Here is a 24,960-nt window from a genome sequence, read left to right as displayed (position 1 = left end):
CCGCGCGCGCTTTCCGGCTCCCGCAGGGGCGGGGGCCATGCTAGGCACGGGGCCATGAGCCGCGAGATGTCCTTTGACTACGCCGGGACCCGCGTCGCGCTGACGATCCGCGACATGGCCGCGCTGAAGCGCGCCGTGGCCGGGCGGCTCGCGGCGGGCGAGGGCTTTGCCGTGGCCACGCTGAACCTCGACCACATGGTGAAGCTGCGCAGCGACGCGAGTTTCCGCGCCGCCTATGCGCGCCACGAGCTGGTGACGGCAGACGGCCACCCGGTGGCCTGGCTGGCGCGGCTTGCCGGGCGCCGCGTGGCGCTGGTGCCGGGTTCGGACGCGGTGCTGCCGCTGGCCCGGATGGCCATGACGGAGGGCGCACCGCTGGGGCTTTTCGGCAGCAGCCAGGTGGTGCTCGACCAGGTGCGCGCGCGGCTCGCCGAGGAGCTGCCCGGCCTGCAGCTGGTCTTCGCCGAGGCGCCGCCCATGGGCTTCGATCCCGACAGCCCCGAGGCCGAGGCCGCGCTTTATCGCATGCGGGCCTCGGGCGCGCGGCTGGTGTTCCTGGCGCTCGGGGCGCCGAAGCAGGAGCGGCTGGCCGCACGGGGCCGCGCGCTGGTGCCCGAGCTGGGCTTCGTCTCGGTCGGCGCGGGGCTCGACTTCCTGGCGGGCGGACAGCGCCGGGCGCCGCGGCTCTTGCGGAGACTGTCGCTCGAATGGCTCTGGCGGATGCTCGGCGCGCCGCGGCGGCTGGCCCCGCGCTACGCGCGCTGTGCCGCGATCCTGCCCGGAGAGGCGCGCCGCGCCCTGGCCCTGCGCGGGCGGGACTGAGAGCCAGCCGCTCATGCCGCCAGCGGCCCGCCCAGAAGCGCCGGCGCGGGCGTTGCCCGGCCCGAGAGCACCCAATCGTAGACCCGCGCGACCTGTTCGGCCTTGGCGGCCCAGGTGAAGCGGCTTGCCACCAGCTCGGCGGCGCGGGCACCGCGAGCGCGGCAGCCCTCGGGGTCGGCGAGGATCTCCGCCAGCGCCTCGGAAAGCGCGGGCACCAGCCGTTCGGGCGGCAGGATCGGCACCTTGTAGCCGGTCTCGGGCGTGACCAGCTCGCCCGGCCCGGCGTAATCCACCACGAGCGGTGCGCGGCCCATGGCCATGGCCTCAAGCACCACGCCGCCGCCGAAGTCGCGGATCGAAGGGAAGGCCAGGAGGTCCGCCTCGGCGAGCCGTCCCTGCACCTCGGCATGGGGCAGCCAGCCCGCGAAACGCACTGCATCGCCCAAGCGCGCGGCCTGCGCCGTGAGCCGCGCCATCTCGGGGCCATCGCCGATGATCTCGAGATGGAGCCGCCCCTCTGACAGCGGCCCGCGCGCCGCCTCGATCAGCATGTCGACGCCCTTGAGCGCCACCAGCCGCCCGACGAAGACCGCGCGCAGGGGCTCAGGCTCGGCGCCCGGCATGCGCGCCGGTCGGCGCGGGAAGCGCGCGGGATCGACCGCGTTCTCGGGCAGCCAGAGCACCTTGTGGTGATGCGCCGCGGGGATTTCCGCCGCGGTGAAGCGCGAGCCCGCGAGGATGGCGCTGGCGTGGCGCAGGGTGGCGCCCCGGCCCGGCATCCGCTTGTAGAGCCCGCGCAGGTAGCCCAGCCATTCGCGCTCGGCCCGGCGGACGTGGCCGTAGCCCTCGGGCCAGGGCACCCCGCCGTTCAGCGGGCCGAGGACGAAGGGCACCCCGATCCGCGCCAGCCGCGCCGCCAGCGGCGATGGCGCGGTGGGCGCCAGCGGCGTGACCCGGTGCACCAGGTCGTAGTCGCCCGCCTCCAGTGCCGGGCCGAAGCGCTGCCAAACCTTGTGCTCGAACCAGGGGTAGGTGAGCGATTGCGCCGCCTGCACCATGGTCCAGCCCTTGCCTTCGCCCATGCGCAGGATCTCGGCGGCGCGATGAGCGGGGCGGGCCAGCGCCTCGGTGTCGATCGCGGTGAAGTCGCGGCCCTCGACGTAGCCCGCCTTCAGGATCGCCGCGCGGTTGCGCACCTGGGTCACCAGGTGCACCTCGGCCACATCGCGCAGCGCATGGGCCAGGGACCAGCCGACCAAGGGCACCGAGACCCAGTCGGGGTTGGCGGCCTCGGCCAGGACGAGGACGCGCGGCCTGCGGGTGGGGGCGCTCACAGGATCGGCTTCCAGCGCAACCCGGGCCCGCCGGGCCCGGGCGCTGCGGCGGGCGCGCCGCGCCGCTCGGGCCGTTCGGCATGGGCCAGGAGCACCCCGGCGATCAGCCAGCTCAGAGGCGTCAGCGTGGCATTGGGGATCAGGTCGAGCGTGTTGAAGGCCAGCAGCAGCGCCAGGGGCGGCGCATAGGGCGAGAACCGCTCGGGCGCGCGGGTGATGCCTCCGGCCAGCAACAGCAGGATCGGCGAGATCAGCAGCCCGAACTCGGCCAGGAAGCCGACCCAGCCGAAGACGCCCAGGGTGATGACCCAGCGACCGTCCGAGATCGTCTGCCATTCGCCGGTGCCCGCGTTCATCACGTGGTTGCGGCCCCAGCTGCCCCAGCCGAAGGCGGGCCGTTCGAGCGCCCGGTCGAACAGCCGGTCCTCGTTCTCGAGGCGGAACTCCAGCGAAAAGGCGCGCTCGGGGTCGATGCGTTCGATCCGGGTGAGAAGCCGCTCCTCGGGCACCAGGTCGGCGGTCTTCAGCAGCGGATAGGTCAGGCTCAGCGCCGCCACCAGCGCGGCGACCAGCGTCTGGCTGCGCCGCCCGGTCAGCAGGATCAGCGGCAGGAGCAGAAGCGCCATGGCCAGCGCGCCGAAGGATTTCATCGCCACCAGCAGGAGCGTCAGCCCGAGCCCGACCCCGAGGTAGCGCAGCCGCTTGCCGCTTTCGTGGCGCCAGAGGGTCCAGGCCGCGGCGCAGGCCATGAGCGCGAAGAAGGCGGTCCAGAGCCCGTGCTGCAGGAAAACCACCGGGCGGAAGGTCTCGCCGCGCTCGGCCTGCTCGAGGCTGGCCTGCGAGAAACCGTAAAGCGCCTCGTGCAGGAAGGGGCCAAGCGGCACCTCGACCAGCATCAGCGGCGCATAGACAAGCCCCGCGAGCACCAGCGCCAGCGCCAGGTCGCGCGCCGCGCCGCCCCGGGCCAGGTGCTGCCGCGCCAAGAGGAAAGGCAGGACCGTCAGCGCGTTCTGGATGCAGAGGCCGAGCCCGTCCTTCAGCGAGGTCGCGGGCAGCTCGTAGCTGCCCCAGGCGACCGGGTCGGCATTGGTGAGCGCGGTGGCCAGCGGCACGGTGACGTAGAGGCCCAGAAGCAGCCGCACCAAAGGCGCCTCGGGCCAGAAGCCGCGCGCCTCGGGCGGGCGCAGGACCAGGAGGCACAGAAGGCTCATCAGCGCCGGCAGGGAGCTCTTGTCGAGCGGCGGCACCAGCGGCAGGTCGAAGGCGGTGGGCGGGCTCGGCAACAGCAGGTAGCCGCCCAGGATCACCACCAGAAGCGCCCGTCCCGGCGCCAGGAGCCGGAACGCCAGGACGGCGGCCAGCGGCACCAGGCCGAGCATCAGAAAGGCGATGGTATTGGGCATCTTGGGTTGCGGTCCCTCGCACGTCCCGGCGGCGCGGGGGCGAGGATAGCAGCCCGCCGCGGGGCTGTCCTCACCCCCGGGGGCCGGCGCGCGACGGGCGGTGCCGGAATGTTGCAGTCAGGAGGGCGGGGCTGGGGGCGGGGCCGTGTTTGGCCCCGCAAGCGCCTCAGCGTCCGCGCAGCCAGCTGCCCATGCGCTTGCGGCGCTGGCTCAAGCCCTGGGCGGCCTCGTCGAGGCTGTCCTCCATGCTCGACATCACCGGGTCGATGCGGTTCTGCCGGAAGCGCCGCCAGCGCACCCAGATCGCCCAGAAGACCGCCGCCAGCACGACCAGCGTGAAGATCGCCCGCCAGGGCAGGATCTGCACCTCGGGGCCCGCCACCGGCTTGATCGCCACGGCGTTGGGGAAGATCGACAGGAACTCCGCACGCCAGCCGTAGTGCCGGATCGCCACCCAGCGCGGCTCGGAGCCGGTGGAGCGCAGGTCCGCCGCCTCGGCCTGCAGGTTGGAGCTGTTGAACTTGAAGTAGGGCGGCCAGCCCCAGCCGGTGTCCTCGTTGCGGTAGACCATGATGTCATCGCCCGCCCGGCGGGTCTGGATGAAGAAGACATCGCGGCTGCTGCGCACCTCTCCGCCGGTCTCGCCGCGCGCCCAGAACAGCCCGTTGGCGCCCAGGTCCTGGCGCTTCTCGTAGGTGTCGGTGATCCGCACGATGTCGTTCTGCGGCAGCGTGTAGTGCAGGAAGGACAGGGTCACGATCCAGAAGAGCGCGATCAGCGTCCATTTCACATATGCCATCGGCGGGGCCCTCGTGTTCGGTCCTCTGGGGGGAATTTTGCCCCGAAGCGGGGCCGGTTCCAAGGTCTCAGACGCCGTCCTCCGCGGGGTCGAGCGCCTGGCGCAGCTCGCGCAGGCGGGCCTGCAGCCGGGCGACCTCGGCGGCGTCCATGCCGAGCCGGTCGAGCACGCAGGCCGGGATATGCGCCGCGCGGCTGCGGAGCGCCAGCCCCGCCTCGCTCGGGGCGACGATGACCCGGCGTTCGTCGGCGGCGTCGCGGCTGCGCGCGACGAGCCCCGCGCCCTCGAGCCGCTTCAGGAGCGGCGTGACGGTGTTGGTCTCGAGGCCCAGCCGGGCGCCGATCTGGCCGACGCTCAAGGGCGCCTCGGTCCAGAGCGCGGTCATCACCAGGTATTGCGGATAGGTCAGCCCCAGCGGGTCGAGCAACGCCTTGTAGAAGCGCCCGAAGGCGTTCTGCGCGGCATAGAGGTCGAAGCAGAGCATCTGCTCCAGGCCGTGTCCGGGGGCGCGGTCAGTCATGGGTTCGATGTAAGCCGCGGTTTTGCCCCCGGCAAGCGGGGAAGCGGGCAGGCGCGGCGGGCTGCCGGTGGGGTGGGGCCGCGGTGACGCCGGGTGATCGGGGGTGAGGGTCGCTTGGGAACGTGCCGTGCAGGGCTGCGGCGACGCCAGGTTTGCTGGCGAGAGGGTAGCTTGGGCACGGGCCGCACCGGGCTGTGGCGGCGCCGGGTGTGCGGAGGCGTGGGGCGCTTGGGCACGGGCCGCACGGGGCTAGGCCCAACGTGGGGGCAGGTCCGGCGACCCTCACAGCACCCCGGACCGCGCCCTCCACGGCCCCACACGCCCCGCGCGTCCCTCAGCCCAGCGTGTTGAAGTCCCGGCCATAGGGGTAGCCGGTGATGTTCTCGGCCCCCTCCTCGGTGATCACCAGGATGTCGTGCTCGCGGTAGCCGCCCGCGCCGGGCAGGCCCTCGGGCAGGGTCAGCATCGGCTCCATGGAGATCACCATGCCGGGCTCCAGCCGGGTGTCGATGTCCTCGCGCAGCTCGAGCCCCGCCTCGCGGCCGTAGTAATGCGACAGCACCCCGAAGGAATGGCCGTAGCCGAAGGTGCGATATTGCAGGAGATCGCGCTCGGCAAAGAAGGCGTTGATGCCCTCCGTCACCTCGGCGCAGCTCGCCCCCGGCTTCAGAAGCGAGATCCCGAGCTCATGCGCGCCGACATTGGCGTCCCAGATCGCCGCGGTCGCGGCATCGGGTTCGCCCAGGTGCAGCGTGCGTTCGAGCGCGGTGTAATAGCCCGAGATCATCGGGAAGGTGTTCAGGCTCAGCAGGTCGCCGTGGCGCAGCTGCCGCCCGGTCACCGGGTTGTGCGCGCCGTCGGTGTTCAGCCCCGACTGGAACCAGACCCAGGTGTCGCGATACTCGGCCTCGGGGAAGCGGGCGGCGATTTCCAACTCCATGGCGTCGCGCCCGGCCATGGCCACGTCGATCTCGCGGGTGCCCTCGCGCACCGCCTCGCGGATGGCGTAGCCGCCGACGTCGGCGACCTCGGCCCCGGCGCGGATCAGCCCGATCTCGGCGGGGCTCTTGAGCATCCGCTGGCGCATGGTGGCCGGCGCGATGTCGGTCACGCCCACCGGCGCCAGGAGGCTGTCGAGCGCCGCGCGCCCCGCGACGGTCAGATGGTCGGCCTCGATCCCGATCCGTCGGTTGGCCCCGCCGACATGGCCCACCGCGCGCCAGAAGTTGTCGCGCCGCCAGTCGGTATAGGTGATCTGCTCGCCGTGGCAGCGCCGCCAGGGCTGGCCCGAGTCAATCCCGGCGCTGACCACCACGTCGGCCTCGAAGGTCACCACCAGCCCGTAGGGCCGCCCGAAGGCGCAATAGAGAAAGCCCGAGTAGTACGCGATGTTGTGCATCGAGGTCAGCACGCAGACCTCGACCTCGACCTCGCGCATGATCGCCCGGAGACCCGCCAGGCGGGCCTCGTATTCGGCGGCGGCAAAGGGCAGGGGCGCCTTGTCGCCATTGGGACAGTGGTAGAAATCCGGTCGCTGCATCGCGCCCTCCCGCTGACCCGCCCGGGGCACCCTGAGAGCGGGCGCGGGGCGGAGAAGTCCCGGCGTGCAGGACGACAAAGAGGGGCGGGGGTGGGAGCGACGCCATCGCTCGGCCCAACCAAGCGATAGCCGGGCCGCCCCCCGCGAGGCAAGAGGGCTGGCGGCGGGCCTATCCCAGAAGTGTCTGAATCATCCGGCTTTCGGGATCTTCCAGCCCGTCGATCACGTCGAAGTGATGACGGTTCTCCTCGATCACCAGCCCGGCCTCCCAGGCCTCGGACAGAAGCCGCGCCTGGTCGAGGAAGGCCGGCCGCTCGTCGCCGCCGACCCAGACCGTGACCTTGGCGGCGGGCTTGGGCTGATGCACCGGGCTTTCGGCGCGGGCGGTCTCGGCGTCGAGCTGCAGCTCCTCGTTCATCGAGGTGCGCAAGAGCGGCTCGAGATCGGCGAGCGGCGAGATCGGCATGACGTGGTCGATGCGGCGGGCGATCTCCTCGGGCAGGCGCCCGGGTTCGAGCATCCGCGCCACCAGGTGGCCGCCGGCGGAATGGCCGGTGAGCCGGATCGGCACGTCGGGCACCTCGCGGGCGGCGGTGATCACCGCATCGGTGATCTGCCGGGTGATGTCGGGGATCGTGACCCGCGGGCAGAGGTCGTAGGAGGGCATGGCCACCGCCCAGCTCGCCCGCATCGGGCCCTCGGCCAGATGCGACCAGTCACCCCGTCCGAAGCGCCGCCAGTAGCCGCCATGCACGAAGACCACGAGCCCCTCGGCGCGCCTGAGCGGCAGGAACAGGTCGAAGACGTTGCGCGTTCCATGGCCATACATCAGGCCCAGCCGCGCCCGGTTCGCCGCCCCCAGCCGTTTGCGCATCTCGCTGGCCTTCTCGGCCCATCGCGGCGGGTAGCTCGCGGCATCGGCGATGTGGTCCTGATTGGAATAGGCGTCGTCCAGATCCATCTGTCTCTCCGGGGCGGTTTCGGCGACAATATCGTGATGACGGGCCGGGTCCACCCCGAAGCCCGCCCCAGCAACAAGGAGATGTTTCATGCGCGACCTCACCACCGACCTCTCGGGCCTTCTGAAAGACCCCAGCCTGCTCGAGACCCGGGCCTATATCGGCGGCGCCTGGGCCGAGGGCGCGGATGGCACCTTCGAGGTCACCAACCCCGCCCGCGGCGATGTCATCGCCGAGGTGGCCGACGCCTCGCGCAAGCAGGTCTCCGAGGCGATCGACGCCGCCTATGAGGCGCAGAAGGACTGGGCCCGCTGGACCGGCAAGGAGCGCGCCCAGGTGCTGCGCCGCTGGTTCGACCTGATGATGGAAAACCAGGAGGACCTGGCCAAGATCATGACCGCCGAACAGGGCAAGCCCTTGGGCGAGTCGCGCGGCGAGGTGGCCTATGGCGCCTCCTTCGTGGAGTTCTTCGCCGAAGAGGCCAAGCGGGTCCTGGGCGAGCAGATTCCCGGCCATGCGCGCGACAAGCGCATCCTGGTGATGAAGCAGCCGATCGGCGTCGCCGCCTCCATCACGCCTTGGAACTTCCCCAACGCGATGATCACCCGCAAGGCCGGCCCGGCGCTGGCGGCGGGCTGTTCCTTCGTCGCCCGCCCGGCCTCGGAGACGCCGCTCTCGGCGCTGGCGCTGGGCGTGTTGGCCGAACGCGCGGGCCTGCCGGCGGGGATCTTCAACGTGGTGCCCTCGTCCTCCTCCTCCGAGGTCGGCAAGGAGTTCTGCGAGAACCCCAAGGTGCGCAAACTGACCTTCACCGGCTCCACCGAGGTCGGCCGCATCCTCTTGCGCCAGGCCGCCGACCAGGTGATGAAATGCTCCATGGAGCTGGGCGGCAACGCGCCCTTCATCGTCTTCGACGACGCCGATCTCGACGCCGCGGTCGAGGGCGCGATCATGTGCAAGTTCCGCAACAACGGCCAGACCTGCGTCTGTGCGAACCGGATCTACGTGCAGGAGGGGGTCTATGACGCCTTCGCCGAGAAGCTCGCCAAGCGGGTGAGCGAGCTGAAGGTCGGCGACGGCCTGGCCGAGGAGGACGTCGACCTCGGCCCGTTGATCGCGCCGGATGCTATCGACAAGGTGAAGGCCCATCTGCGCGACGCCCGCGACAAGGGCGGCAAGGTGATCCTGGGCTCCGAGGAGGGCGAGATCGACGGCAATTTCTTCAAGCCGGCCATCGTCACCGGCGCCACCCAGGAGATGACCGTCGCCCACGAAGAGACCTTCGGCCCGCTCGCGCCGCTCTTCGCCTTCAAGGACGAAGAGGACGTGATCGCCAAGGCCAACGACACGATCTTCGGCCTGGCCTCCTATTTCTACGCCAAGGACCTGAGCCGCGTCTGGTCGGTCGCCGAGGCGCTGGAATACGGCATCGTGGGGGTGAACACCGGCATCATCTCGACCGAGGTCGCGCCCTTCGGCGGGGTGAAGCAATCCGGCCTCGGTCGCGAGGGCAGCCACCACGGGATCGAGGAGTTCCTCGAGATGAAATACGTCTGCCTGAGCCTGTGATGCGCTGAGGGGAGGGGCTTCGGCCCCGTTCCGCGAGGTGGCTCGGAGAGCCAAAAGAGCCGCGCCGGATCACCCGGCGCGGCGCTTCTTTTTTGGGGGGCGGACCCGTGCCCGCCCCCCGCACCCTACCGGTTGTCCACCTGCGCCCGCACGTTGCGGCGGCCCTGCGCGGAGATGCGGTAGGGGCTGGAGGCGCGGCTTTCGATCAGCCGTTTGCGGCGGAGCTTGCGGAAGACCTCGAGCGAGCAATCGCCGAGGATCAGCCCGTCGCGGGTGACGCAGGTGACCTCGGTCACCTGGCCGCCGGGCGCGCGCTCGTAGGCGATCACGCCGCCCTGGGCCAGCGCGTGCAGCACGCGCTGTTCGTGTTTGGAAATATTCATGGATGCGTCCTGTGACGTCGCTGTCAGGCCCCGGACATGGCGGCAGAGCCGGCCGGCCGGAGGTAGGCGTCACCTCGTCGAACCGAGGTGTCAGCGGGTGGTCACAAGCTCCAGCATCAACAATTCCCGTCACTGGGGTGTCGTCACGGCCCCTTGGCTAGATCCGGCGGGTCGGGCGGTCAAGCGGGGGCAGACGCAAAACGCCCCGGCCGTGGCGGCCGGGGCGCAGGGTCGTCAAAGCGGCGCGAGGGCGCCTGCCGCGATCAGTTGACCTTTTGCGCGTCGAGCAGGTCCTTGCGGCTCTCGACGGTGTCGGTCTTCTGGATCTCGATGCGGCGCGGCTTCAGCGCCTCGGGGATCTCGCGCTCGAGGTCGATGTGCAGCATGCCGTCGGCATGGCTGGCGCCGATGACGCGCACGTGGTCGGCCAGGTGGAAGCGGCGCTCGAAGGCGCGGGTCGCGATGCCGCGGTGCAGGAAGGCGCGGTTTTCGTCTTCCTCGGCCTTGCGGGCCGAGACCACCAGCGCCTGGTCCTTCACCTCGACCGAGAGATCGGTCTCGGAGAAGCCGGCGACGGCGATGGAGATGCGGTAGGCATCCTCGGCGGTCTTCTCGATGTTGTAGGGCGGATAGGTGGGCTGGGTCACATCCGAGGCCAGCACCCGGTCCATGAGGTCGGCGATCTGGTCGAAGCCGACGGTGGCTCGGTAGAGCGGGGCGAGGTCAAAGCTACGCATGGGTTATCCTCCTTTGAGCGATACCATATGTTGTGCGCCTTCCCGTATGGGACAGGCGGCTGCCAAGTTATGCGGAACCCGAAAGCGGCGTTCCGCAGCCAGAATTTGGGGAGACCCGCGCGGGCTTTCAAGTCTCTTGCGGGCGGAGGAACCTGGCGGCTAGGGGCGGAGGAACTTGGCGGCGCTGGCGCGGCTGCCGGTCTCGGTCACCGACTTGATCCCGGGCAGCCGGGCGCGGCGGGTTTCCTCTGCAAGTGCCGCCTGCAGCCGGGGCAGCGCCGCCTCGACCGAGACCCCGAGAGAGACCGGCGCGCCCTCGGCCTCGGCCTTGGCCGAGACGATGGAGACCACCCGCGGCACGCCCGAGGCGAAGGAGAAGACCGGCGAGCCCGACGATCCGAAATCCACCCGGCAGGACATGACCACCACGCCCTGCTGTTTCGACAGCACCGCGCAGCGTTCCTCGAGCGCGGGCACATCGGCGCCGCCGCGCGCATAGGAGACCACGCCGATGCTGTCGCCGCGGGCGGGGTCGGCGTCGGTCTCGAAGGGGGTGATCGTGGTGTTCTGGATCGGGTGCTGCAGCTTCAGCAGCGCGATGTCGTTGCGCACCCGCGCCGGGCCCGAGGGCAGCGAGAAGTCGTAGTCGGGATGGGCGATGGCGCGGCGCACCCGGCGGTAGGCGGCGGCGCGGCCGTTGCGCCAGCCGGCGAGGAACTGCACCTCCTCGACCGCGACGGGCGCGCCGCTCGCGCGGTCATAGAGGCAATGCGCGGCGGTCAGCACCAGGTCGGGCGCGATCAGCGCGCCGGTACAGAAGGTCTTGCCCGAGATCTCGAGCCGGCCGACCGAATCCCAGGCCCCGCCCGCGGCATCGGGCCCGAGCGAGAACAGCCCCTGGGCCGAGAGGGGCTGGGCGAGGAACAGCCCCAGGAGGGCAAGGGCGAGACGGCGCGGCAAAGGGATCTCCGGCGGTGGCGCGGCTGCGGGCCAGACTATTGAGCCTCATTGACCGGAATGGGGCAAGGCTGCGGCAATCGCGGGGAGGCGGGCGGCTGGGCGCGCGTGGAGCGTCGCGCCGCTGCCTCAGCGCCCGTCCGGTGGTCGGCTCAGAGTGCTCCGCCGAGCTGTCGCCTTTAAGGCGCGCCCCTTACGCCTCGCGCATCAGCTTCGGCGGCTTCGGCCCGCCGGTCGCCCAGTCCAGAAGCTCCACCGTATGGACAACCGGCACCTCGGTGCCCGAGCCGATCTGCATCATGCAGCCGATATTGCCCGCGGCGATGACCTCGGGTGACTTGGCTTCCAGCGTGCGGACCTTGCGCGCCTTGAGCTGCCCGGAGATCTCGGGCTGCATCAGGTTGTAGGTCCCCGCCGAGCCGCAGCAAAGATGGCTGTCCGCCGGTTCGACCACCTCGAAGCCCGCGCGTTTCAGCAGCGTCTTCGGATGCGTCTTGATCTGCTGGCCGTGCTGCAGCGAGCAGGCGGCGTGATAGGCCACCCGCAGCGCGCCGCCGCCCGTGCCCCGCGGCGGCGCATGCACGCCCCGGCCCGGCGCGGCGTCGGGCCCGGCGATGCCCTCGCGGGCCTCCTGCGGGCTGGCCTCGCCGGGGGCGGGCGCCGCCTCGGGCATCAGCTCGACGAGCACCTCGCTGACGTCGCGGGCGATGGCCGAGACCTTCGCGGCCTCGTCGGCCAGCGGGCCGTTGCGGAACATGTGGCCGTAGTCCTTGACCGTGGTCCCGCAGCCCGAGGTGTTGATGACGATGGCGTCGAGCCCCTTGCCTTCGATCTCGCGGGTCCAGGCCTCGATGTTGCGCGCGGCGGTGTCATGGGCCTCGTCGCTCTTGCCCATGTGATGGGTGAGCGCGCCGCAGCAGCCCATGCCCTCGGCCACCACCACCTCGGCGCCGAGCCGGGTCAGCAGCCGGATCGTCGCGTCGTTGATGTCGGTATCGAGCGCCTTCTGCGCGCAGCCGGTCATCAGCGCCACGCGCATCTTGGGCGCGCCCGCGGCGGCAAAGCTCTGCGGGTCGTCGTTGCGGCTGACCGGCGGGATTACGTCGGGCGCCATCTCGAGCATGGCGCGCAGCCGTGGGTCGGGCATCAGCCCCCGGAAGGGCCGGCCGATCTTGGCGGCCAGCAGCGCCAGCCGGAAACGCTTGGGGTAGGGCAGGATCCGCGCCAGCACCCAGCGCAGCGCGCGGTCGCGCCAGGGGCGCTCGTATGTTTCCTCGATATAGGCGCGGGCGTGGTCGACCAGGTGCATGTAATGCACCCCCGAAGGACAGGTGGTCATGCAGGCCAGGCAGGAGAGGCAGCGGTCGATGTGCTTGACGGTTTTCTCGTCGGGCACCCGCTCGTTCTCGAGCATGTCCTTGATCAGGTAGATCCGGCCGCGAGGGGAATCGAGTTCGTCGCCCAGCACCTGGTAGGTCGGGCAGGTCGCCGTGCAGAAGCCGCAATGCACGCAGGCGCGCAGGATCTCGTTCGACCGCGCGACATCGGGGTCTTGCAACTGCTCGGGGCGGAACTGGGTCTGCATGTCTGTCCTTCTGGTGAGCGTCAGGGCGAAAGGGTCAGGGCCGTGGCCAGGCCGAACCACGGCAGGGTGGTCGCGAGGCTGCCGCCAAGCCGGGTCCAGCGCGAACCGCGCCCGCCGGCGAGCTTCTGCGCCGCCGTGGTCGCGCAGGCCAGGGCGGCGATCCAGGCGAGCCAGAGGCAGATGAGCGCCGCCAGCGGCCGCAGCGGGCCAAGCGTGATGCCCGCCAGCGCCAAGGTCAGCGCGCCGACCACCAGCGCGGCGAGGTTCACCCGCGAGGGCGGCGTGCGCAGCGCCAGAACGTAGAGAAGCGGCCCCGCGCCGAAGCAGAGCGCGAAGGCCAAGGCCATCTCGGCGCTCATGCGGCCTCGGCCTGGGCGAAGATGCCGCGCGGGTCGAACTTCGCGGCGATGCCCCGGCTGAGCGCGGCCAAGGGCTCGGGTTCGGGGTGCAAGGCCGGCGGGCGGGCCGGGCCGCCCGGGGCCGCGCGCACCAGCGTCGCGTGGCCGCCGAGGCCCGAGAGCGCCGGGCGGGGGTCTTCGCCCGCCCGGAGCGCCGCCCAGACCAGCCCGCCGCCCCAGTCGTAGAAATGTGCCTTTGCGCCCAGCCGCCGGGCCACTTCCGGTCCGTCGCTCGGCTTGACCGAGAGCCGCCAGACGTCGCCCTCGGCCTCGGCCAGGGGCTGGGCGTCGCGGATCTCGCGCCAGAGCGCGGCGCTGGCCTCGGGGTCGGTCTGCGTCTCCTGGCCTGCCTCGGGGAAGAGCGCGGCCAGAGCCTTCAGCCGGTAGGCCACCGAGCTTTCGAAACCCTCGATTCGCAGGCAGCAGGCGCCGCGGTCGGGCAGATGCGCCGCGCCCGAGACCTCGTAGGGCGAGCCGAGCGCGCGGGACATGGCGGCCACCGCGCCCTGGTCGTCGAGCCCGGTCAGCACCAGCGTGGCGCTGGTCTCGGGCACCGGCAGCACCTTCAGCGCCACCTCGGTCAGGACGCCGAGCCGCCCGCGGCTGCCGGCCAGAAGCTTCACCAGGTCGTAGCCGGTGACGTTCTTCATCACCCGCCCGCCGTTCTTGACGATCTGGCCCGCGCCGTCGACGAAGCGCACGCCCAGGAGGAAATCCCGCGCGGCGCCCGCCTGGATGCGCCGGGGCCCCGAGACATTGGCCGCCGCCACGCCGCCCAGCGTCGGTTCGCCCGTGGTGCCGAGGAGCGGGCGGTGATCCATCGGCTCGAAGGCCAGCCGCTGGCCCTCGCGGGCCAGCGCCGTCTCGACCTCGGAGAGCGGCGTGCCTGCCCCCGCGACGAGGGTCAGCGCGCCGGGCTCGTAGAGCCGGATGCCGGTCAGGGCGCCGGTTTCGATCACCGGGCCCTCGGGCGGGGCCGACCGCGTGCCGCCGCCGCGCACCGCCAGGGGCTCCGTCGCCGCGCGGATCGCCGCGCTCAGCTCTTCCTCGCTTGCCGGTCTCATCTGCCCTGCTGTTCCTTCATCCTGGCGAAAATAGTTGGTGGGCTGCCGGGGCTGGCCCGCGCTACTCGGCCGCGATCGGCACCGACCGCCGGGCCTCCGAGACCGCCAGCGGAAAGACCTTCGCGGGGTTCAGAAGCCAGGCGGGGTCGAAGACATCCTTCACCGCCATCTGCGCCTCGAGATCGGTGGGATCGTATTGCGCGGTCATCAGGTCGCGCTTCTCGATGCCGACGCCGTGTTCGCCGGTCAGGCAGCCGCCGACCTCGACGCAGAGCCGCAGGATGTCGGCGCCGAGCGCCTCGCATTTCTCCAGCTCGCCCGGCTCGTTGGCGTTGAACAGGATCAGCGGGTGCATGTTGCCGTCGCCGGCGTGGAAGACATTGGCGACCTCGAGGCCGTAGTCCTTGGACATCTCGCCGATCCGGGTCAGCACGCGCGGCAGTTCCGAGACCGGGATCGTGCCGTCGAGGCACATGTAGTCGTTGATCTGCCCCATGGCGCCGAAGGCCGATTTCCGGCCGAGCCAGATGCGCCCGGCCTCCTCGGCGTCGCGGGCCTCGCGCAGTTCGACCGGGTCGTGGCGGCGGGCGATCTTGGTGATCAGCCCGAGCTGGTGGTCGATCTCGGGCTCCGATCCCTCGACCTCGACGATCAGCAGCGCCTCGCAATCGGGGTAGCCGGCCTTGGCGAAGGCTTCGCAGGCGCGGATGCAGGGCCGGTCCATGAATTCGATCGCCACCGGCAGGACGCCGGCCTTGATGATGTCCGAGACGCAGGCGCCCGCGACCTCGTTCGAGGCGAAGCCCATGAGCACCGGCCGCGCGCCCTCGGGGTTGCGCAGGATCCGCAGCGTGGCCTCGGTGACCACGCCGAGCTGCCCCTCGGAGCCGCAGATCACGCCCAGGAGGTCGAGCCCGCCGGCGTCGAGATGCGCGCCGCCGATCTCCACCACGCTGCCGTCCATGAGCACCATGGTGACGCCCAGGAGGTTGTTGGTCGTCACCCCGTATTTCAGGCAATGCGCCCCGCCGGAGTTCATCGCGATATTGCCCGCGATGGCGCAGGCGAGCTGCGAGGAGGGGTCGGGGGCGTAGAAGAAGTCCTCCTCCTCGACGGCGCCGGTGACGGAGAGGTTGGTGCGCCCGGTCTGGAGCCGGATGAAGCGGTTCTCGTAGTCGGTCTCGAGCACCTCGTTCATCCGCGCGACGCCCAGGATCACGCAGTCCGCCGTGGGCAGCGCGCCGCCCGCGAGCGAGGTGCCCGAGCCGCGCGGCACCACCGGCACGCCCATCTCGTGGCAGACCTTGAGGACCGCCGAGACTTCCTCGGTCGAGGCGGGCAGCACCGCCGCGAGCGGCGGGCAGCGATAGGCCGTCAGCGCGTCGCATTCATAGGCGCGCGTCTCCGAGAGCGCGTCGATCACCGCCTCGGCCGGCAGGACGGCGCGCAACCGCGCGACGATCTCTTCCTTGCGGGACAGGACGCTGCGGTCCGGTGTCGGCATCTCCATGCGGGAACCTCCCCTTGTCGTGGCGTCACTATCTAGCATGGAAAGGGTTAATGCCAGCACTCACCCCGGGAGTGCGGCGAGACGCCCGGGGGGAGGGGGGTGAGGTTCTGACGGCAGCCGCATCGAGGCAGCACGCGGCATTGGCTGGCGCAGGGCCATGACGCTGCAATGGTTGCCCAAGCCCCGCCGCCCTGAGAACCCCACATCCAAACGCGCACCCCTTTTGCGCCCGAACAGCACCGAAGGTGCCGGGCGGGGCTGGTTGAGAGGGTGGCGGGGTGTTGCGCGGGTCCAGATGCCTTTCTCAGAAGCAGCGCACGCGATGCAACGAAGACGCCCCGTGATTTCCCGGCGATCTACCCGCACCCGGCAGGAATAGAGCGCCTCCTTGCGCCCGAATAGCATCGAAGATGCCGGGCGCGCGCCGGACCGGCCCCTTGGGCCGGCGCTCTTGTGGGTGGTGCGTATTGCTCACAGCCAGTCCTGACCTTGTTGGGATAAAGCGCCTCGCTCGGAGGTCGGCAGCGCCGACCCCCGGTCCGGCGCGCGCCCTCTGATGGGGCTGGTTGAGAGGGTGGCGGGTGACGGGTGGAAGGGAAGATGCACTCGACAAAGACCCCCCCCCTCGGAACGGCGCGCCGCTCCGCGCCAGCCCGCCGCAACCGACCAGCCGCAAGGCTCCTTCCAAAACCTCAACTCATCACCCCCAAAAGCCAGCCAACACCCCCCTCCGCCTCCCCCTTCAACCCCCCAACCCCCTTGCGCGAGGCGCGGGCTTGCCGCAGAGGAGTCCCATGACCTGGATCAAGATCATACATCTGCTCTGCGTGATGGGCTGGATGACCTCCATCTTCGCGGTGCCCCGGGCGCTGATCTTCTGGAAGCGCGAGCACGCGCGGCTGGGCGAGTTCGGCCCGCTGGGCGACCTGACGATCCGGCTCTACCGCTTCTCGGCGGGGCTTGGTGTCATCGCGCTCATCACCGGCTTCTGGCTGGCGGGGCTCTTGGGCATGCCCGGCTGGGTCTGGTGGAAGCTGGCGCTCGTCGCGGGGCTGGTCGCGCATTACGGCTGGACCGGGCGGCTGGTGCTGCGCGCCCGGCGCGGCACCTTCTCCGAGAGCGACCGCTTCCTGCGGATCTTCAACGAGCTCAGCGTGCTCCTGGTGATCGCGGTCCTCTGGGTCGTCGTGGCCAAGCCGGTCTGATGGCCGATACGCTCGACAGCCTCTTCACCCTGCTCGACGCCACGGCGCTGATCGTCCTGGGGCTGGCCTGGCTCGGCAGCGGCCGCATCATCGAGCGCCCGCCCGCGCGCCGCCCCTCGACCTCGCTCCTGATGGCTGCCTACCGGCGCGCCTGGATGGTGCATTTCGTCAGCCGCGACCCGCGCATCTTCGACAGCCAGATCGTCGGCATCATGCGCCAGGGCACGGCCTTCTTCGCCTCGGCCACGATGATCGCCATCGGCGGCGGGCTGGCGCTTGTGGGCAATGTCGACCGGCTGCGCGGCATCGCCTCGGACCTCTCGCTCGGGGCCGACCCGGTGATCGTCTGGGAGGTAAAGATCATCCTGATGCTGCTGATCGTGGTGAACGCCTTTCTGAACTTCGTCTGGTCGCATCGGCTTTTCGGCTATTGCGCGGTGCTCATGGCGGCGGTGCCGAACGATCCCGCCGATCCGCTGGCGCTCGACCGGGCGCGGCAGGCGGGCGAGGTCAATGTCACCGCGGCGCGCAGCTTCAACCGCGGGCTCCGGGCGGTCTATTTCGGCATCGCCTCGGCGGCCTGGCTGATCGGGGCGGCGGCGCTGATCCTGGCGAGCCTGGCCACGCTGGCGGTGATCCTGCGCCGCGAGTTCCGCTCGGAAAGCCGCGAGATCCTGCTGCGCAACCTGCCGCAAGACACGGAAAAATGAGCCCGGTTTCAGCATGGGGATGCTAGGAGCCGGAGCATGACACGACTTCTCGCGCTTCTTGCCCTGATCGCCCCGCCCGCCCTGGCCGGCCCCCCGGAAATCCGCGATGCCGCGATCGAGAAAAGCGGCATGGACTGGCGCGTCTCGGTGACGCTGGCGCATCCCGACACCGGCTGGGACCATTACGCCGACGCCTGGCGGGTCGAGACCGAGGCCGGGGAGCCGCTGGACACCCGCGTGCTGCACCATCCGCATGTGACCGAGCAGCCCTTCACCCGGTCCCTGAACTCGGTGATGATCCCCGACGGGGTCTGGACGGTCTACATCCGCGCGCATTGCAATGTGCATGGCTGGGGTGAGGAACGGCTGACGCTGAAGGTGCGGCCGGAGTTGTGAGGCGGCGGGCGCTTGGCTTAACGCCGCGCTGCATTCGTTCTTCCGCACATAAGCAGAAACCCGCGCCCACCTTGCGCCCGAATAGCATCGCAGATGCCGGGCGCGCGCCGGACCGGCCCCTTGGGCCGGCGCTCTTGTTGGCGGCGTGTTAAGTTCGCAGCTAGTCCTGACCTTGCTGCCATTAAGCGCACCGCTCAGAGGTCAGCAGCGCCGGCCCCCGGTCCGGCGCGCGCCCTCCGCACCAGGCTGCGCTGGCGGTTCCAAGCGCCAAGTCGCAAGATGAGCGCTACACATTCAGCCTTGAGATCGGCGTTCCAGGCACCTAGCCGCTCCTCCGCAGCCCCCCTTACCGCCGCCCCTCCCGCAGCCAGGCGCCCACGATCAGCGCGGCGGCGAGCAGCAGCGTCAGCCAGGCGGGCAGGAGCGGCACGCTGCGCAGGTCCAGCGTTTCGAAGGCCTCACGCGGGGTAATCCCGATCCATCCGCGGCCCGCGGCGGGGCGGCCCTCGGCGACCTCGCGAATGCGCGGCAGGCCCTCGGCGAGGCGCAGCACCCCGCCCTCGCGGCTGTCGATCAACCCTTCCAGCGCGGCGCCCGAGGCGATGGTCCGCTCGAACTCGCGCGGCGCGGCGGGGCCAAGGCCGACCACGGCCTCCTCCTCGCCCTCGGCCAGGCGGTAGAGCCCGATCTCCGGCCCGTCGTAGAGCGCCTCGAACCGGCCCGGCGCCACCTCTTCCAGCGGCACCTCCTCGGTCTCGCCGTCGGGCCGGGTCACGGTCACCGGGCCGACGCTGTCGCCGAGCGTGCGGCGGGTGATCCGCATGGTCTGGCCGGTCGCCTCGGCGAAGAGCGTCTCTTCCTCGAGCTCGGGCTCCTTCATCATCCAATGTGCGAGGCGACGCAGCAGTTCGAGCTGCGGGCCGCCGCCCTCGTAGCCGCGCGACCAGAGCCAGGCCTGGTCCGAGGCCATGAGCGCGATCCGCCCCTCGCCCACCCGGTCGAGCACCAGGAGCGGGCGCTCGCCCACCCCGGCCATCAGCGTCTCGCCCGAGGACAGCGCCTCGACCTCGATCTGGCGCAGCCAGCGGCCCCAGGTCTCCTCGCCCGAGAGGCCCGCGGTCACCGGGTGGCGGTCACCGAGGTCGGTGATCGTCGGGCGAAAGCGTTCCTCGATGACGCGGGCGGTGGGCGTGGCGGGCACGATCTCGCCCAGGGGCGAGCGGAAAATGCTGTCGGCCGAGGCAAAATCCGGCCCCGCCGAGATCAGCACCGCGCCGCCCTCCTCGACATAGTTTCGCACGTTGTCGAGGTAGATCGCCGGCAGGATGCCGCGCCGCTTGTAGCGGTCGAAGATGATCAGGTCGAAATCCTCGATCTTGTCGAGAAACAGCTCCCGCGTCGGGAAGGCGATCAGCGAGAGCTCGTTGACCGGCACGCCGTCCTGCTTCTCGGGCGGGCGCAGGATGGTGAAATGCACCAGGTCGACCGAGCTGTCGGACTTCAGAAGGTTGCGCCAGGTGCGCCCCCCGGCATGGGGCTCGCCCGAGACCAGCAGCACCCGCAGCCGGTCGCGCACGCCGTTGATCTGCACCAGCGCGGCGTTGTTGCGGTCGGTCAGCTCGCCCGCGCCCTCGGGGGTGGAGAAGCGGATCACGTTCAGCCCGCCGTGGGGCAGGGTGATCGGCAGGTCGATGTCCTCGCCGACGGGCACGGTGAACCGCTGCGGATCGCCGCCGTCGACCGAGATGTCGAGCGGCACCGTCGCGGCCTCGGGCGCGGCGCCCTCGTCCTCGAGCCGCAGCGTCAGGGTGACGGGCTCGTCGAGGATGGCGAAGGCCGGGGCGTTCTTGACCACCAGTCGCCGGTCCCAGTCGTCTTCCTGGCCGGTCAGAAGCAGGTGCATCGGCGCGGGCAGCTCGGGCGCGCGGTCGATGTCGTGCAGCCGCCCGTCCGAGGCGGCGATGATGCCCGCGATGCGGCCGCGCGGCTCTTCGGCCAGCGCGGTGTTGAGCGCGGTCATCAGAAGCGTGCCCTGGTCCTCGGCGCCGTCGCCGATCTCGACCCGGCGGACCTCGGTGTTGGGCCGGGCGGCGAGCTGCGTCTCGAGCGTGTCGAGCGCCGTTTCGGTGACCTCGGCGCGGTCCGCGAGCTGCTGGGAGGCGGAGCGGTCCTCGAGCAGGATCACGATGTCCGACAGCGGCGCGCGGTCCTCGTCCTGGAGCGAAGGCTGGGTCAGCGCCGCCACCAGCACCAGGAGCGCCAGCGCCCGGAGCCCCCAGCCCGCGAGCCCGCGCCAGAGCGCCAGCGCGGCCCCCGCCAGCGCCAGGGCGCCCAGCACCGCGATCGCGGCCCAGGGCAGGAGCGGGTCGAAGAGGATGCCGTCGATCATTGGCCAAGCCTGTCGAGAAGGGCGGGCACATGCACCTGGTCGGATTTGTAGTTGCCGGTCAGCACATGCATCACGAGGTTCACGCCGAAGCGATAGGCGATCTCGCGCTGGCGCTCACCGGCGAAGCCGCGGCCGATCGGGCGCAGCGGCTGGCCGCTCTCGTCCACCGCCCAGGCCGAGGCCCAGTCGTTGCCGCCGATCACCACCGGGGTGACATTGTCGTTGAGGTTGCGGAAGGGCATGCCCTCGATCTGTTCGGCGTCGGGCGGGGCGGCCTCGACCCAGACGTCGCGGCTGACGTAGCGCCCGGGGAAGTCCTGCAGCAGGTAGAAGGTGCGGGTCAGCACGTGGTCCTCGGGCACCGGCTCCAGCGGCGGCACGTCGAGCGGCCCGGCCAGCTCCTGCAGCTTGCGGCCGTTGGGCGAGGAGGCGCCGAAGCTCGCGATGTCGGCGTCGCGGGTGTCGAAGAGGATCAGCCCGCCCGAGCGCAGGTATTCGTTGAGCTTCGCGTAGGCCGCGGGCGAGGGCAGGGCCTGGCCCTCGGTCACCGGCCAGTAGAGCATCGGGAAAAAGGCCAGCTCGTCTTCCTCGAGGTCGACGCCCACGGGCGGGCCGGGCTCGACCGAGGTGCGGAAGAACAGCGTCTCCGACAGCCCTTCGAGGCCCGCGCGGGCGACCCGGTCGACCGCAGCGTCGCCGGTCAGCACATGGGCCAGGGTGACCTCGGCGGTGACATCGCTGGCGAAGGCGGGGCGGTCGGCGGCCGGGGGCTCGGAGGATTGCGCCCGCGCCTCGGCGCCGGGCAGCATCAGCGCCGCGAGGATGAGCGCCGCGGCCCGCGCCGGCAGAAGCCGCCCCGAAAGCGCCAGCGCCGCCAGCACGTCGGCGACCAGAAGCACCAGCGCCAGCGCCAGGAGCGGCCCGGCCAGCGGTGTCTCCTCGGGCCGGTCGAGCCCTTCGACGGGCACGCGCTCCGGCCAGGCGGCGGGGGTCAGCGCGGCCTCGCGCGGGGTGACATTGCGCGCCAGGCTGCGCTCCTCGCCCTGGTAGAGCCCGGGGCGCAGCTCGGGGCCCAACGCGTCGCCGACCAGCGCCGGGCCCGCGACGCCGGGCAGGTTCTCGGCCACGCCGAGCCCCCCGAAGGCGTCGAGCACCCGCACCGGCTGCCAGGTCGTGCCCTCGAGGTCGCCCGCCTCGGGCTGCGCGGGCATCGAGGAGACCGCCAGCCGCTCCAGCATCTCGACGAAAAGCCCCGAGAGCGGCAGCGTCGACCATTCGGCATTGGCGGTGACATGGAACAGCACCACCTGCCCCTGGCCCTCGCGCTTGCGGGTGACGAGCGGCGTGCCGTCGGTGAGCTGGGCGATCACCCGGCTGGCCAGCGTCGGGTCGGGCTGGGCCATGACCTGGGCGTTGACGGTGACCTCCTCGGGGACTTCCAGCCCGAAAAACGGGCTTTCGGCGTCGAAGGGGGCCAGCGTCTTGGGCTCGCCCCAGCTCATCGCGCCGCCGACGGTGCGGCCGCCGGCGCGCAGGCGCACCGGCATCAGCGCATCCTCGGCGGCGCGGCTGACCTCGCTGGCCGCGAGCCGCGGGCCGGCGAAGCGCAGGAGCATCCCGCCCTTGTCGACCCAGGCGGTCAGCGCCTCCTTCTCGGCGGGCGAGAGGGTCGCCACATCGGCCAGGACGATCACGTCGGGATTGGCGGGCAGCACCTCGAGCAGCCCGCCGTCGAGCAGGTCGGCGGTCGGCGCCAGCGCCCGTTCGAGGTAGTGCAGCGGCGAGAGCAGCTCGAGCCCCTCGCGGTTCTCGGTGCCGGCGATCAGCGCGACCTCGCGGCGGCGCAGGCTGTCGTCGGGCAGGGTCACCGCCCCGGCCGAAGAGGTGGCCTCGACCTCGAAGCGGTCGATCCGCGCGCGCAGCTCGGCGGGCAGCGCAAGGGCGCCCTCGGCGCGGGTCGCGCCTTCCTCGAAACGCAGCGGCAGCCGGGCAAGGGCGGCGGGATTGCCCGCCGGGTCGCGGCCCTGGGCCACCACGCCGACCTCCCTCTCGCCCGAGGCGCGCAGCCGGTGCAGGGTCAGGGCCACCGCGCCATCCTCGAAGCGGGCGGGCTCCAGCGCGTAGACCGGCGCGGGGCTTTCGAAGACGGTGACGGCGCCGCGGTCCTCCAGGGCCTGAAGCATCGGCGCCCGGGCCTCGCGGTCGATCCCGTCCGAGAACCAGTAGCTGTCGAACGCGCCCTCGGGCAGGGCATCCAGAGCGGCCTCGGTGCGGGCGGCATCGGGCTCCCAGGGTTCGGGGGCGAGCCCCGAGATGCGGTTGCGCAGGGTCTGGCTCGACTGGAAGGCTGCCGCCTCGGGGCGGGCGAGGTTCAGGATCGCGGCGGGGCGATCCTCGCGTCCGGCCTCGGCGAGGAGCCCGTCGAGCGCGGTCATCTTCGCCCGCCAGGTCTGGGCCGAGGCCCAGCTGCCGTCGAGCACCACCAGAAGCGGCGCGGAACCGCGCGCCGGGCCCTCGTCCTCGGGGTTGAGGACCGGCCCGGCGAGCCCGGTGATCACCGCCGCGACCGCCAGCATCCGCAGCAGCAGCAGCCACCAGGGCGTGCGGTCGCTGACCTGTTCGTCGTCCTTCAGACCCAGGAGCAGCACCACCCCCGGGAAGCGCCGGCGGATCGGCGCGGGCGGCACCGCGCGCAGGATCAGCCAGAGCACCGGCAGCGCGGCGAGGCCCAGGAGAAGCCAGGGCGTGGTGAATCCGATCAGCCCGAAGAGCGTCATCCATGCCCCCCGTCGAGCGCCCGCCAGAGCCAGAGCAGCGCGCTTTGCGCCGTCTCGGAGGTGTGGTGGCAGCTGTATTGCCAGCCGGTGACCCGCGCGAGGTAGTCGAGCCGGTCCTTCCGTTCGGCCAGCCGCTCGAGGTAGCGCGCCTTGAGGTCGGTGGCCTTCAGCGTCTCATGGGCCATGCTGCCGCCGACGGACTGGAAGATCGTGCGGCCGCGGTAGGGAAAGGCCTCCTCGGCGGGGTCGAGCACCTGCAGGAGCACCCCGCGCACGCCGCGGTCGGCGGCCTTGGCCAGCGCCGCCTCGATGCCGTCGAAATCGCCCAGGAAGTCCGAGACGAAGATCGCCCGGGCGTGGGGGATCATGCCGCGCGCCTCGGGGGTGGCGTAATCCTCGGCCTCGGCGTCCGAGAAGAACTCCGCCAGCCGCAGAAGCTGCGCCGCGCCGCGCCGGGGCGGCAGGGTGAAGCCGGTGAGCCCGACCCTCTCGCCCGCGCGGCTGAGCAGGATCGCCACCGCCAGCCCCAGGAGCCGCGCGCGGTCGGCCTTCTCGGGCAGCCTGGGCTCGGAGGCGAAGCGCATCGAGGCGGCGCGGTCGACCCAGAGCATGACGCTTTGCGCGATCTGCCACTCGCGGTCCTTCACGAACTGGCTGTCGCTGCGCGCCGAGCGGCGCCAGTCGATGGCGCGGTAGTTGTCGCCCGGCATCAGCGGGCGGTATTGCCAGAAGTCGTCGCCCAAGCCCGCGCGGCGGCGGCCGTGTTCGCCCAGAAGCACGGTGCCCGCGAGCTGTTCGGCGCGCGCCAGGAGCGGCGGCAGCCGGGCCGCCTCACCCTCGGCGCGGGCGCGGAGGGCAAGTTCCGGCGTCAAGCCGCGGCCTCGGACCTGAGCAGCCCGTCGGCGATCTCTTCGATGAGCGCGCCCAGATCCTCGCCCCGGGCCCGGGCCGAGAAGGTCAGCGCCATGCGGTGCACCAGGACCGGCCGGGCCAGCGCCACGACATCCTCCATGGAGGGCGCGAGCCGCCCCTGCAGGAGCGCCCGGGCGCGCACGGTCAGCATCAGCGCCTGGGCGGCGCGCGGGCCGGGGCCCCAGGCCACCACCTCGCGCACCCGCTCGGGGGCCGAGGGGTCCGAGGGCCGGAAGGCGCGCACCAGGTCGAGGATCGTCTCGACCACCGTGTCGCCCACGGGCATCCGCCGCAGAAGCTGCTGGGCGGCGATCAGCGTGGGGCCGTCGAAGACCTGGTAGGCCTCGGCCTCCTCGGCGCCGGTGGTGGCCAGGAGGATGTCCTTTTCGGTGCCGCGCTCGGGATAGGCCACGTCGACCTGCACCAGGAAGCGGTCGAGCTGCGCTTCGGGCAGCGGGTAGGTGCCCTCCTGCTCGATCGGGTTCTGGGTGGCCAGGACGTGGAAGGGCGCCTCGAGCGCGCGGGTCTCGCCCGCCACGGTCACCGCCTTTTCCTGCATCGCCTGCAGCAGCGCCGACTGGGTGCGCGGGCTGGCGCGGTTGATCTCGTCGGCCATCAGCAGCTGGCAGAAGATCGGGCCGGGAATGAACTTGAAGGCGCGGCTGCCGTCGGCGCCGGTCTCCAGCACCTCGGAGCCGAGGATATCCGCCGGCATCAGGTCCGGGGTGAACTGCACGCGGTTGCCCGCAAGCCCCATCACGGTCGAGAGCGTCTCCACGAGCCGCGTCTTGCCAAGCCCCGGCAGGCCGATCAGCAGCGCGTGCCCGCCGCAGAGAAGTGCGGCCAGCGTCAGGTCGACGACCCGCTCCTGGCCGATGAAGCGCCGGGTGATCGCGGTCTTGGCCTCGGCCAGTTTCGCCTCGAGCGATTCGATCTCGCCCACAAGGTCTTCGGCGTCGGCCATGGCATTGCTCCTCGTTCCGGCTATCAT

General features: G+C 71.5%; 22 protein-coding genes. 5 read left to right on the top strand and 17 right to left on the bottom strand.

Going from position 1 to position 24,960, the window contains the following annotated elements:
- The first annotated feature begins 54 nt into the window (after window positions 1–54).
- Window positions 55–822 carry a WecB/TagA/CpsF family glycosyltransferase gene (locus tag ACX938_RS09880; protein ID WP_459430915.1) on the top strand — a complete coding sequence of 256 codons (768 nt, stop codon included), beginning with the start codon at window positions 55–57 and terminating at the stop codon, window positions 820–822.
- A gap of 11 nt (window positions 823–833) precedes the next feature.
- On the opposite strand, the gene ACX938_RS09875 is transcribed toward ACX938_RS09880, so the two are convergent.
- The 6 genes from ACX938_RS09875 to ACX938_RS09850 all read right to left on the bottom strand — a co-directional run bounded on the left by ACX938_RS09875 (window position 834) and on the right by ACX938_RS09850 (window position 7,379).
- The gene (locus tag ACX938_RS09875; protein ID WP_459430914.1) at window positions 834–2,156 is read right to left on the bottom strand and encodes a glycosyltransferase family 4 protein; all 1,323 of its coding nucleotides are present in this window, start codon (window positions 2,154–2,156) and stop codon (window positions 834–836) included.
- Window positions 2,153–3,559, bottom strand: coding sequence for a hypothetical protein (locus ACX938_RS09870; RefSeq protein ID WP_459430913.1), 1,407 nt, complete (start codon window positions 3,557–3,559; stop codon window positions 2,153–2,155). The genes ACX938_RS09875 and ACX938_RS09870 overlap by 4 nt, the downstream gene beginning before the upstream one ends.
- Before the next feature lie 166 nt (window positions 3,560–3,725).
- Entirely contained in the window at window positions 3,726–4,358 is a 633-nt protein-coding gene (locus tag ACX938_RS09865; protein WP_459430912.1) for a DUF1523 family protein, read from the bottom strand.
- Between the two features lie 67 nt (window positions 4,359–4,425).
- Window positions 4,426–4,878 carry a MarR family winged helix-turn-helix transcriptional regulator gene (locus tag ACX938_RS09860; RefSeq protein ID WP_232753614.1) on the bottom strand — a complete coding sequence of 151 codons (453 nt, stop codon included), beginning with the start codon at window positions 4,876–4,878 and terminating at the stop codon, window positions 4,426–4,428.
- A 334-nt stretch (window positions 4,879–5,212) separates the two neighbouring features.
- Window positions 5,213–6,418 (bottom strand): aminopeptidase P family protein, encoded by a 1,206-nt coding sequence (locus ACX938_RS09855; RefSeq protein ID WP_459430911.1) that lies wholly within the window; start codon window positions 6,416–6,418, stop codon window positions 5,213–5,215.
- A 169-nt stretch (window positions 6,419–6,587) separates the two neighbouring features.
- Entirely contained in the window at window positions 6,588–7,379 is a 792-nt protein-coding gene (locus ACX938_RS09850) for an alpha/beta hydrolase (RefSeq protein WP_459430910.1), read from the bottom strand.
- A gap of 88 nt (window positions 7,380–7,467) precedes the next feature.
- Here ACX938_RS09850 and ACX938_RS09845 point away from each other — a divergent pair, with 88 nt between their 5' ends.
- Window positions 7,468–8,946 (top strand): NAD-dependent succinate-semialdehyde dehydrogenase, encoded by a 1,479-nt coding sequence (locus ACX938_RS09845; RefSeq protein ID WP_459430909.1) that lies wholly within the window; start codon window positions 7,468–7,470, stop codon window positions 8,944–8,946.
- A 125-nt stretch (window positions 8,947–9,071) separates the two neighbouring features.
- Here ACX938_RS09845 and ACX938_RS09840 read toward each other — a convergent pair whose 3' ends face one another.
- The 7 genes from ACX938_RS09840 to ACX938_RS09810 form a co-directional block, all read right to left on the bottom strand.
- Window positions 9,072–9,329, bottom strand: coding sequence for a YjhX family toxin (locus ACX938_RS09840; RefSeq protein WP_232753618.1), 258 nt, complete (start codon window positions 9,327–9,329; stop codon window positions 9,072–9,074).
- 263 nt (window positions 9,330–9,592) lie between these two features.
- On the bottom strand, window positions 9,593–10,066 hold the full coding sequence (locus ACX938_RS09835) for an Hsp20 family protein (RefSeq protein WP_459430908.1): 474 nt from the start codon (window positions 10,064–10,066) through the stop codon (window positions 9,593–9,595).
- 159 nt (window positions 10,067–10,225) lie between these two features.
- On the bottom strand, window positions 10,226–11,026 hold the full coding sequence (locus ACX938_RS09830) for a trypsin-like serine peptidase (RefSeq protein ID WP_232753620.1): 801 nt from the start codon (window positions 11,024–11,026) through the stop codon (window positions 10,226–10,228).
- 190 nt (window positions 11,027–11,216) lie between these two features.
- The gene (glcF, locus tag ACX938_RS09825) at window positions 11,217–12,608 is read right to left on the bottom strand and encodes a glycolate oxidase subunit GlcF (RefSeq protein WP_459430907.1); all 1,392 of its coding nucleotides are present in this window, start codon (window positions 12,606–12,608) and stop codon (window positions 11,217–11,219) included.
- 20 nt (window positions 12,609–12,628) lie between these two features.
- Window positions 12,629–12,967: a hypothetical protein gene (locus tag ACX938_RS09820; protein ID WP_459430906.1), complete on the bottom strand. Its 339-nt coding sequence runs from the start codon at window positions 12,965–12,967 to the stop codon at window positions 12,629–12,631.
- Window positions 12,964–14,070: an FAD-binding protein gene (locus ACX938_RS09815; RefSeq protein ID WP_459430905.1), complete on the bottom strand. Its 1,107-nt coding sequence runs from the start codon at window positions 14,068–14,070 to the stop codon at window positions 12,964–12,966. The genes ACX938_RS09820 and ACX938_RS09815 overlap by 4 nt, the downstream gene beginning before the upstream one ends.
- Before the next feature lie 61 nt (window positions 14,071–14,131).
- Window positions 14,132–15,580 carry an FAD-linked oxidase C-terminal domain-containing protein gene (locus tag ACX938_RS09810; protein WP_459430904.1) on the bottom strand — a complete coding sequence of 483 codons (1,449 nt, stop codon included), beginning with the start codon at window positions 15,578–15,580 and terminating at the stop codon, window positions 14,132–14,134.
- Window positions 15,581–16,374: 794 nt separating this feature from the next.
- On the opposite strand from ACX938_RS09810, the gene ACX938_RS09805 reads away from it, so the two are divergent.
- From ACX938_RS09805 to ACX938_RS09795, 3 genes are read left to right on the top strand one after another with little or no spacing between them, the layout of a single operon-like run.
- The gene (locus tag ACX938_RS09805; RefSeq protein ID WP_232753625.1) at window positions 16,375–16,785 is read left to right on the top strand and encodes a CopD family protein; all 411 of its coding nucleotides are present in this window, start codon (window positions 16,375–16,377) and stop codon (window positions 16,783–16,785) included.
- Window positions 16,785–17,495, top strand: a complete 711-nt coding sequence (locus ACX938_RS09800) for a DUF599 domain-containing protein (protein WP_232753626.1) — start codon at window positions 16,785–16,787, stop codon at window positions 17,493–17,495. The genes ACX938_RS09805 and ACX938_RS09800 overlap by 1 nt, the downstream gene beginning before the upstream one ends.
- Window positions 17,496–17,531: 36 nt before the next feature.
- Window positions 17,532–17,891, top strand: coding sequence for a hypothetical protein (locus tag ACX938_RS09795; RefSeq protein ID WP_459430903.1), 360 nt, complete (start codon window positions 17,532–17,534; stop codon window positions 17,889–17,891).
- Between the two features lie 346 nt (window positions 17,892–18,237).
- Here the strand turns inward: ACX938_RS09795 and ACX938_RS09790 are convergent, their stop codons facing one another.
- The 4 genes from ACX938_RS09790 to ACX938_RS09775 are packed head-to-tail and all read right to left on the bottom strand — an operon-like array spanning window position 18,238 to window position 24,933.
- The gene (locus ACX938_RS09790; protein WP_459430902.1) at window positions 18,238–20,280 is read right to left on the bottom strand and encodes a hypothetical protein; all 2,043 of its coding nucleotides are present in this window, start codon (window positions 20,278–20,280) and stop codon (window positions 18,238–18,240) included.
- Entirely contained in the window at window positions 20,277–23,057 is a 2,781-nt protein-coding gene (locus tag ACX938_RS09785) for a DUF4159 domain-containing protein (protein WP_459430901.1), read from the bottom strand. Before ACX938_RS09785 ends, ACX938_RS09790 begins: the two co-directional genes overlap by 4 nt.
- A complete protein-coding gene (locus ACX938_RS09780) occupies window positions 23,054–23,929 on the bottom strand; it encodes a DUF58 domain-containing protein (RefSeq protein WP_232753630.1) in 876 nt (291 codons plus the stop codon). Before ACX938_RS09780 ends, ACX938_RS09785 begins: the two co-directional genes overlap by 4 nt.
- A complete protein-coding gene (locus tag ACX938_RS09775) occupies window positions 23,926–24,933 on the bottom strand; it encodes an AAA family ATPase (RefSeq protein ID WP_459430900.1) in 1,008 nt (335 codons plus the stop codon). The genes ACX938_RS09780 and ACX938_RS09775 overlap by 4 nt, the downstream gene beginning before the upstream one ends.
- Window positions 24,934–24,960: the final 27 nt, after the last annotated feature.

The organism is Roseivivax sp. (assembly GCF_054552075.1).
This window is presented reverse-complemented; position numbering and strand designations above follow the sequence as displayed.